At 34.5% G+C, this 11,510-nt stretch carries 2 protein-coding genes; both read right to left on the minus strand.

Annotated features, from left to right (window positions below):
- Positions 1-21: 21 nt before the first annotated feature.
- On the minus strand, positions 22-8,346 hold the full coding sequence (locus IUY40_RS14020; RefSeq protein WP_195737489.1) for a CARDB domain-containing protein: 8,325 nt from the start codon (positions 8,344-8,346) through the stop codon (positions 22-24).
- A gap of 10 nt (positions 8,347-8,356) precedes the next feature.
- Positions 8,357-11,510, minus strand: a 3,154-nt coding sequence (locus IUY40_RS14025) for a leucine-rich repeat domain-containing protein (protein ID WP_195737490.1), incomplete at its 5' end; no start/stop codon positions are given.

Genomic DNA, 11,510 nt, shown 5'->3' on the forward strand with positions numbered 1-11,510 from the left:
CACTGCAAGTACAGAGCTAACTTAATTAATCAAGAATTTAGATTTATAACTGGTTTCAGAATTATGCAATACCAAATAATAAATCCCAGTAGTTCTTATATGTGTATGTATTTCTCTTTTAAAATTATCGGTTACATTTATTTTATCTTGTTTGTAAACCATTTTTCCTCCAACATCATATATGGTTAACATAAATGTTCCTTGTTCGCCAGTTAAAGAAAGTGTGAATGTACCATTATTAGCAACTGGAGCAATTAGTAACCCTTTTTCATTTGGAATTATATTATCCTCAATAGATAAGGTAGCATCTACTTTTATTGTTATCAAAGTCCTTTTGCTACATAATTCGGGAGTTTCATAAGTAAGAGAAAGATTGTGTGTTCCTTTTTCAGTCCATTTTATAGTTACCGTATTATTTACTTCCTCTATAATATCTCCACCAGTTACACTCCAATTATAACGTAGCATATTTGGTGTTGCTGTATAAGTTGTGGTTGCATTGCTTTCGGTAATCAATAAATCCCCTGTTATACTTGCCGAAATACTATTTAAAGTTCCTGCGTTTTTAGAAACAACACCTCTTCCTTGTAATCCACTTGATTTTTTATGTAGCTTGGACAAATCGATTCCAAACGTAATATCTCCGTTATCGTTGAACTTATCTATGTTTTCGATTTGGAATTCCATATCTGATATTTTGGTAATCTCCACTTTTTCGTTAGTAAGAACTATTCCGCCAGTTTTAATTATTAAAGCATCTTTTGTAAACTCAGAAGCGATAATTTCATCAGTAAAAAGAACTTGGAGATATTCTGTTTCTGAACAACCAACACTATTATTTTTTATAGCATTGATAGTTCCGTCAAACTCCATTACATCTATATAGGTTTCTATTCCTATAGGGTCACTCGCATTTCCAAATTCATCATAAACAATAGCTTCGAATGAATTTTTACCCGTATATCCATTAATAGGAATGTTTAACTCTCCAGCAATTTCTAAGTACTGTTTGGTTACCAAAACTCTACCAGTAGGAGTTATTGCATATAGTTCTATAGTTTGTTTATTCCCTGTAGTTTTTAGTTTAACAACTAAATCGTTACCCGAAGTAATATTATCGGTTGCTGATATTCCCCTGTTTGGAGTAATGTGCATATCTTCAGGAGCAGATGGTTTGTCAAATTTTACAGTCCACATAGTACTTGTACTTCCGTTTCCAGAATTACCAGAGGCATCTGTAAAGTTAGACTGATCTATTACTAGTTTATATCCACCAGCTGCATCAGTATATTCGCCTAATCCTGAGATTAAATAATGTAAATCGTCCTGTTTGGTAACAGTAAATTTTACATTTTGGTTGGCACTGCCTTTATAAAGAGTAACCCAACTTGCTTCAAAATTATTTTGTATTGGTTTGTTTAAAACAATCTGCATATCGGTTACATTCTGATTGTTAACTGCTCCTTGGAATTGCGGGATAAATTGATCTACTTCGGGAAGAGTTAAATCTACTTTCCATTTATGAGATTGTGCTATTAACCCTTGAGAGTCATCTTCGGCTTTCATGGATGGCAAATCAACAGTTAATTCATATTCTGCTTTTTCTAGATTGTATTGGGTTAATCCTACGATAGTATATTTTTGGTTGTTCTCGGTTACTATCGAAATGTTATCCAATGGTTTTCCGTTTAGCTTCAATTTATCTTTAGTAAACTGGATTGGTTTTACTATTTTATTAAATTCTATTTCAACACTATTTACGGCTTGAGCTTCTGTTTGATCTGTTTTAAACTGAATGATTCCTAATTCTCCAATTATTTGTGTCCAGGAAACAGATTTTCCTTCAACTCCTACATTTTCTTCTAGGTCTTTTATTCCGGCACATTGTACCGTTAGTTCGTAATAACCAGAAGCGATTGCTAGTGTTTTAACGTTTAATACATAAGTAGAATCGTTTACTTTACCTATAAAACTATCATTAAAAGGAATTTTATTCCCTTGATGAATTAGTGTTATATTTTGGGCAGTAAAGGTGCTCGGGTTTATAGCTTTGTTAAAGTTTACCTGAACAGACTCTATTGCTTTGGTTGTTGTTGACGGAATACTTTCAAAAGAAACTACTTTCGGAACATTGGTGTTTATTGGTGTGTAATACAACGTGTATTTTTCTAATCCTGATAAATCGTCAACAAAATGAAGATTGTTTTCGTATTTAGGATTAGCACCATCTCTTAAGGTAACAAATGTTTGCCAGAAGTTTTGCAAAGGCAATTCGAGGTGATCACTGTTTCTAACCACTTTTACTAGTCTGTATTTGTCTCTACCTGGATCAGATAAATTACCGTAATTCCATCCTGTTTTAGAAGAATTCATAGTTAATGTTGTCGTCAATTTACTTGGAGAAATAAGGTTAGAAACACTAGCGCTACTTACTTTATAAACTTCGTCATTTCCTCCATTAGAATAATAAATAGCATCTGGAGTATCATTTGCATCTGGAATATCATTTACAAGGAAATCACCAATGTTATCTTGTCCAACTCCATAGGCTTTTACGCTTTTAATAAGTTCATGAACATAAGATGCTTTTATTAGGCTTAGATTTTTATTTCCGTAACTGCTCAAATGTTTTACTTTCAGGTCATATTCTACAAAATGTCCTAACAGAGTACTGGTAAACCACCATTGTCCGATAGCTGCTTTTTGTGGTTCGATGTCACCAAAATCTACATTAAGCAAACCTAGTTGTCTTGGTTCATTATTAAAGTTACTGCCGATAATTTCAAAATCGATTAATACCCCTTTTTTGTTCTCTACAATTTCAGGTTGCATAGATTGTACCTGAACGTTTTTGGCTTGACCGTAGCCTTCGTTTTTAATCAATAACGCCATTTCTGCCGGAACCATAGGTTCTGTTTTTTCAGTAAGCGGGTCATCACCAATAATATCACGTTGCATAAAATAATGCAATACTAAATCTGGGCTAGGATTTACTTCTAGTGTAACTGGATATAATTGTACTGTTACTCTTTCATCTGTAAACGGATCCAGATATGACAATGTTCCTCCAAACGAATATGATTTAGTAACTGTTGGCGCAGCTTCTTTGGTTGGTATAAAAAGTACAGTTCCGGATTTGTTACTTTGTGGACCAACAATTCCTGTTCCGCTAAGGAAAACATCTTTATTAATCTGGAATAAATGAGTCATATCATTTCCAGCGTCATCGGTAATTATAAGGTCTAAGTTTATGCCTTTTAAAGTATTAGAATCACTACCATTATTCATCGTTAAAGTACCCTCAAATGCCTCTCTGGTCATGGTCATTTTTTGAGAAAATTTTACAGTAACGGTTGCACAAACGCTATTGTTGTTTTTTTGTTCTTCTATATATTTTTCTAAATCATCTAAAGTTCCTTCAATCATTTCTGCTGATGAAGTATATCCCTTAAGTTTAGCATATTTATCAGATGCAATTACAATTTTAGCATTTTGATCCAGTTTGTTTTTATTAACTATAGAAGGATATGTAGCGTTTGGTTCATATATTCCTTGCGACCATGCATCTACAGTATTATTCCATCGGGTTACAAATGTGGTTACATTTTCTGAGGTAATACCTTTTCCAGCAGTTAGGTTTGTTAAATTAGTAATATCATTTTCAGAGAATTTTGATTTTGTCTCTACTATAGGAATTACATAATCGGCAAATGCATTATAGCCTTCTGATTCTGGGTTAATATCATTAAATAACTCTTTCATTGACTCCATGTAGGCACTCAGGAATTTATCATATTCTACCATATTTCGATATGTTTCGTCCATAACAGAGTTCCCTGTCATCATTCTGCCAGCAGAATTGCTACCACAAGCTTCGTAAGCTTCAATAAATGATTTAACACATTTTGTAACACTTTCTATTGCCTTATAGCAGTAATACCCAGCCACTGGTATCGTTAATCCTCCCGTTTCGGCTGCTACACCAACTGCTACAATACATTTGGTTACACTACGTACAATCTTTGTACATGTCCAGATTGTTTTTACTATTTTTAAGAAACAAGGATCACAGATATTAGGCAGAGAAGTTATAATATCTCCTACACCTGCCCAAGGAGCAAAAATACCCCAACCAGTTCCTCCCGGATATTGACCCCCACAATTAGGCCCCGTACAAGGTAGTAATGGTGGAGAGCCGGGACCCTTACAAACAGTAGTGTAGTAGGGTTTAAAATCGGCTACATCTTTTTCTGTTTCGCATATATAAGTTCCTTTTACAATTAAAACAGTAGTTTGGCATGATGACCCGCCTGCTGCCTTAAGTAAAGAGGATGATGTTCTTGTAATTAAAACAGGAACAATAAGAGATGCTTTTGCGTTTAAAACATCTATTTTATTAATAAGTGGAGTTAGCGTATATCCATCGATATTTCCTACGGCGATATCTACTTTATGTGTTGCTATTAATCCGTGATTTGTAACTGTTGCGTAACTCATTCTGCTTTGTCCTGGTTCCAGATTTAGCACAGGATCATCAATCTCAATAATAAGTACTGGTTTGGGAACATTCGTTTCAAATTTAACCACCAAATCAGTTTGGTATTCATCTTCTATTTCTGTTGGTTTTACTGTCCATTCATAACTAACTGCCTGATAAGAAATGAATACTTTTTGAGTCGTTACTTTACCTGGATCTACTAGTAGGTTATTTTGGTAAGAATCATGTTTGTCGGCTGTTACGTTTACAGTATAATGACCTTCCGGGATTTGTCCCGTTTTGAATAATCCGTTTTCATCAGTAATTCCTTCTGCCATAATTTCTCCTGAGAAAGGATGGCGTACAATTACTTTTGCTCCTTTTACATGTGGTGCTTTCTCAGTATTATAGGTATATTCATCTACTACATCTATTAATAAAGAACCAGTAGCTTCTGATACTGTTTCTACTTTAAAAGGCACATTAAGTCCTTCTCCATTAGAAAGGCTAATAGCCAAATTTCCTGTTAAAGGAACGTTGAGTTGTTGCTTATCTGTAGGGACTAACTCCAATACTATATTTGCAGTTTCATTTTGCGCTATTTTTTCTATAATCTGCGGGCTTTTTAATTTTAGCCAGTCAAGTTTCGGTAATTGTATTTTTACTTTTTCGGCATCTATTGCTCCTGTGTTTGTGATTGCCAATTCGTAAAAACGACTACTCCCTTTAATCATCGTAGTATTAATACTTACAGGATTTGCAGTTATTTTGGCGTATTGAGCTTTGCAATGGTAATAGGCTAGAATACTAAGCTTGGCACCTTCATCAGATGTTATAGCAAAATCAATTTCATAATATTTCAGTTCTAAAGAAGGTTTGTCTGCCAATATGGTGTAATTAATTATTCCTTCTTGCCCTGGTGCTAGTGTTAATGGATTCGATTGTATATTAAACTCAGTATCTGCAGGGAGCTCTATTTTTATATTAGAGAGCGTGGTTATTCCGTTGTTTTTTAATTTAAATTCTCCTTTAAAAGGGGTATTAGTAACGACTTCCCATTTTAGGTAGTTAGTCGGTTTATTTGTCCATTCAAATCCTATAATATTAAATTTTGCTTGTGCTGCATTTTGGGTTCCAGGGTACCCTGCACTAACAGTATACTGCCCGCTTTCTCCTTGTAGCGGTACAAAATCATAAGCAAAACTTCCTGAGTTATTTGTTTTGGTAATATAAGAGCGAACAAATTTTCCGTTTGTAATCGTGATTTCGACGTCCTTATTAGGAGCAGGAGAACTATTAATAATCATTTTTGTTGAGCCAGTTATTGTTACTGTTTCACCAGATTTGTACCATGATTTTGATACTACAGCTGTAGCTGAATAACTAGGATTTAACTTGATTGCTGCAAATGACTCATTGTTGATGTATGATAACTCATTTATCTTTTTGTCTGAATTTACCACTACGATTAAAAAATAGTCTCCAGCTTGTTCAGGTAGTGGTATCGTTTTTATAAAATCCAATGATTTACCCGACTCGATATCTTTATCTAATTCGGCAGTTTCCAAAAGGATTCCATTTTTAGGCGTTTTTTCTTTAGAAAGGTAATATTCTATTTTAGAACCTTTAGGAAAAATTGCAAATCCTTGATTGGTTACCGTTGTTTTTACTTCGATATTATCTTTTCCTGCTGCTTGTGGTACAGTATTTACTTTCGCAATTATAGCATCAGGTTTATTTTGATCAGTAACTAATATCCATGCAAATCCAGAGCTATAACTGTCGGCTTCTGCTTGTACACGCACAGTTTGATCTCCTTTTTTATCAGCATCTATTTTAGTACTTATAGTTACCTCTACACTTTCTTGGCCTACAGGAATAATAGTGGTTGTCGGAATAGTTATAAGTGTAGGTGCATCTGACGAAAGTCTGACAGGAATAGTTGTCGATGTATCTGCTGTATTTCTGGTAATCGTTATCTTCCCTGAGTTTTCTTGTCCGGCTTTAATTGTTGCAGGATTTGCTTTTACGAGCAAAGCCGGCCCATTACTGTCAAGTATAGTAATTGTTTTTATTAATTGGCTTCCTGCATTTCCTGCACCTATCGTACAATTACAAGAAGAAAAGTAAACATCAGCAGTTACATCTACCATTCTAGTTCCGTCTACAATTCCGTTATTTATGGCTCCGATATTAAATTTTCTCTGGTTTACATTTGCAGGAAAATCAATAATTTCAGGAAGTATCAATGCATTTGCTACACTGGCTTTCAATTTAATACTTGTGCTAACTTCGGATTTATCCAATCGTTTTATTATCGCATAAGTGGCGTAAATCCCATCTCCTTTAGAGATGGTTTCTGGTGTTATTTCAAATTCAAAAGTTGGGATATTCGAACTTTTCAAAATAATTTCGGTACTACCTGCCAGAAAGCCTTCAGCTCGAGCCGTAATCTTTCCTGTTACGGTAGGCTCTGCAATTATATTATTTTTGACCTCAACAGTAAAAGTAACGCTTTTGCTTCCTGATGGAAGAATGATTTCTACAGGAACATTCCAACGGGAATTTTGATCTGCAGTAAGGCTAAATTTGGTGTCTTTGCTTTTTGCAAAACCAGTCTCTAAAGTAATCGTAAGTATATCACCATTTGTGGCTATTACTTCTGATGGTGTTAGTGTAATAATCGAAACCTCGTTATCTATAATTTCGATATTTTCTGAAACTGTTGGATAGTCATTCCCCGAAAGGGAAAGCGCTACTGCTCTGTTTCCATCGGCTGTCGTATTGTCTATTGGTTTTATATAAAATACAACAGATGATTGATTTTTTGGAATTTTTATACTTGCAGGAATATCTAATTGCCCACTTTTCGAAGCTGTTATCTGGAAGCTGTTATCGGTACTTCTGTCGCCACTTTGGGTAACTGTTGCACGAATTACTTCTGTCGAGTTCTCGTCGATGCTTTTTTTGTCCAGCGTTAAGTATAATACTTTTTCGAGCACAATCGTATTGGTTCCAATTAGCTTGTTATTGTCTTTTAATGTATCTGGCTCTTTTACAGATGGATTAGGAATCAGGTTAATTTTTATTTTTACATTTCCGTCTATCCCGATAATTTTAGGAAGGTTAAAAGTCGCGTTTCGGCTAATGGTTTTCTTGTTTTCTAAATCGCCATCATAGGAAACACTTCCTAGCTTATATTCGATACCCGTATTTTCTGAAATCAGACTAATTTGTTCTGTCCAACCTCCAGCTGCAATGCGATCACCAATGTTGTTTACGCCCCATGATAATGTTATTTTTCCGTTAGGAGTAATTTGAGATTCGTTGCTTGTTATGCCTGAAACGGCTAAATCAGGGTATAGCGCATTGGCAATAATCAATTTTCCATTTGTATGATCGGAACCAATATCTACTGCATTTTTAGAACTCAATACAACACTAGAAAGATTTAGATTATGAGTTTGTCCTGTTATATAATTCATAGGAATTTCCATAGGAATTTCCAACAACGTTCCTTTGTTTTCTTTAAAAGAATTGCTTGTTAACGAAAGAATTACAAAGTGATAATTTTGTGGATTATTCTTTTCAATATTTACATAAATGGCATGGTCTCCTTTACGGCCCTCTATGAGTTTGCTTTCTTTTTGATTAACAATCAATCCTTGAGGAACAGTTAAGGTAAACTCAGCTCCAACGACTTCATCCGTATTAGTTAAATCAATCAATATTTTTGATTTTTCGCCTGGTCCAGCTGTAGCGTTTATAACTTTTAAACTATTTTGAGCATACACAAATATGCCCAAGAATAGGAAGATAAATACTAAAAATGATTTTACTTTCATGCTTTTTGGTTTATTAGGTATCATTTTGATGGGATTATTGTATTAACATTTTTCCTTTGTACACTTTTTGATCTTTTGAGTTTTGTATCTCTACCGTATAGAAATATACACCGCTGGCAAGTTCTTGTCGTACAAAAGATTGTTGATGTATTCCTTCTGAAGTTTCTAAATTTGATTGTACTCTAACAATTTGCCCTTGCATATTGTACACTTTTAGAACGACCTGAGTTGCATTTTCCAGCAGTTGGTATTGTATTGTTGTTTGCTCCTTAAACGGATTTGGATAGCTTGTAATACCGCTTATTTTATCGGAAATTGTATTATCATCTATACCTAAAGTCGCATTTACAATTTTGTATGGAACTTCGGTTGCGGTATCATTGGACAACATTGCAGAAACGATAGTTGTTTTAGGAGATACTTTGGCAATAGCTAGTTTTCCTGATAAAGTTTCGGACATAGAGAATCCGATAATACTAATTTCTTCGCCTTTTTCGGCAACAGACACGGTATATCCTTTACCAGAAAGCAATTCTTTTACCTGTTCTTTGTTTACTCCTTTAAGGCGTATATCAAAAGCGGCAGTTGTTTCTGTCGGATTGTCAATGTATAAAATATCTTCTTCAATGCTTAAAGCTACTTTTTCGTCATTGCTAGCCATCATTTTTTTAGTTGATGTTGCTTTTTCAAGAGAACCGTCCTGAATTTTATTTATCAAAAGAATGACATCCAATAGGTTTAATTTTTTATCCTTATTGATGTCTGCTGCTCCATAATTAAAATACGTTGGTTTTTGGTTCAACATATAATTTAAAGAAGATTGAATGTCTAATATATTTACAATCCCATCTAGGTTGCTATCTCCTTCTCTATAGGTAAGTGTGTAGGTTAAGACACTATTTCGAGCTGATCCCGCAATTTGTCTTAGTTCCATCGTTTGATTGTTAGGGATATTCCACTCACTCATTACATTCATTAATTTAAAACCATTTTCTGAAACAGTTAGCATTTTGTAATTGTCCTTTAGGGTCATATTATATGATTGGCTCGTGCTAAATTGTACATTGGTATGATCGTAGTGATTTATTTTTTTATCTTTTATAAGTGCATTTATAGTTAGAGGCAATGCTCCCAAATCAATCTTCTGGCGGTCCAATTTAAATTTTACATTGGCTGGGAATGTTGTGCTCATATCTGTGAGTTCATTCTCAGAGAAATCAATGGATTTAAGCTTCGCTAATTGTGATAATTCTTCGGGAATGCTGCCTGTTAATTTATTATGAGTTAGGTTTAGGGTTTGTAATTCTGTGAATTTTCCTAATTCTGAGCTTATGCTTCCTGTAAGGTTATTATCGGATAGATTAATGGCTACAATATGCCCGTCATTGGTCGTAACTCCTTTCCATCTTTTTTCATGAAGATTATTGGTTGTTATGTCCCAAGGCTCTGTCCAATTTGCTCCTCCTGCTTGTTCAAAAAAGGCAACCAAAGCATCATATTCTTCTGCTAGCAGAGGCGTTTCTGACCCATCGGCTATTCCATTATAATGTAGGTAAGAACCTTGAGAAGCTCCAGTTCTTTGCCAGATGGTTATTTTTGCTCCTGCAGGAATATCAGCAATAGTGATGTTCGAGAACACAAGCGTATTGCCTTCGGGAGTTGCCTCGGCGATTTTGAAGTTATTAGCTTGTAATGCAAATAAGTACTTACCGCTATAATCCTGATTTATTTCATTGTATGTTGTTATAGAAGGTAATTCGATACTAATTTCATCCCCTTTTAGGTATAGATATTCATCTTTTGTTATGGTTTGGTTTCTTAAGTTTAAGAAAACATTGTTTAAGTCATAAGTAAATGCAGTTTCTAAAGCATCAAATCCATTATTGGATACATCCAGTTGTTCTATATTTTGGAAATCGTTGAATTGTGCTGGAATAGCTCCTTTAAACTGGTTATAGGCAATAGATAATTTCTTTAAACCTGTTATTCCCGACAATGTTGGAAGGCTACCTTCTAACTTGTTCGCTTGTAAATAAATAGTTTTTAACGCACTAAGCTGCCCAAGATTTGCAGGGATATTGCCTTCAATAGCATTCGATTGTAGGTTTAGGGTTTCAAGGTATCTTAAACCTGATAATTCTTCGGGTAATGTTCCTGATAAATTATTCCCCGCTAAGCTTAGAGATACGACATGACCTTCTTTTGTTCCTACACCGTACCAGCTTACTTCATGAAGCTTATTCTGAGAGATATCCCATTTTTTGGTCCATTGTTCTCCATTGGTACTGGCGTAGAATTTTTTTAGAATTTCAAATTCTTCATCTACCAATGGCTTGCCAAAAGTTACTGTTGTATAATTAATAGTTGTTGCTTGTGCTGCACCATCATTTTGTATAATTTTTATTTTGTCTGTTAGCTTTATACCAAGTAATGCTGCATCCTTAAAGATAAGTTTGCCTTCTTTATTCGAATAATTGGCTGCTTTGTTTACGCCATTGATATATAGCGTAAAATAATTGGTATTGTTAATACTTCCTCCATCGGTATTAAATACCATGGTCGATAGCGTAGGAAGGTCTATTATTAATTCATTAGCACCTACTTCTATAATTGGAATAGTTATAGTTTGGCTCGTAAAATCTACTGTTTTTAAAAGTGGCAAGCCAACCAAAGCTTCATCAATATCTTCGATGTTATTATTGCTCAGGTATAGTGTTTTTAAATCGTTTAATTTTCCCCAAGAAGCAGGAATAACTCCTTTTAGTTTACAATATCGCAAATCCAGGGATTCCAAAGATTCTAGCTCTGATATAATTTTTATATCGGTAGCGCTTAAATTCTTAGTATAACTTCCTCCGTATAAAGAAAGACTTTTTAAGAATTTTAAATTACCTAATGAAGCTGGTATTGCTCCTATAACATTACTAGTGTTGTTGAGGTTAATACCTGTAACATGCCCGTTTTGTATGCTTACACCATACCAAGGCCCTTCATGCAGGTTGTTTGCACTTGTGTCCCATTTATTATTCCATTTGCTACCGTTCATTGCGTTATAAAAATCGACCAAAGCCTGGTATTCTGCATCTGGAATTTTAGGTTGATCCACTTTTACAGTTGTAAAATAAATAGAGGAGTAGCAATGACCAGTGTTTCCAGTGTATTGTTGGTAAATATATACTTGATCTCCC

It is taken from the genome of Flavobacterium sp. ALJ2 (genome assembly GCF_015594725.1).
Taxonomy (GTDB): domain Bacteria; phylum Bacteroidota; class Bacteroidia; order Flavobacteriales; family Flavobacteriaceae; genus Flavobacterium.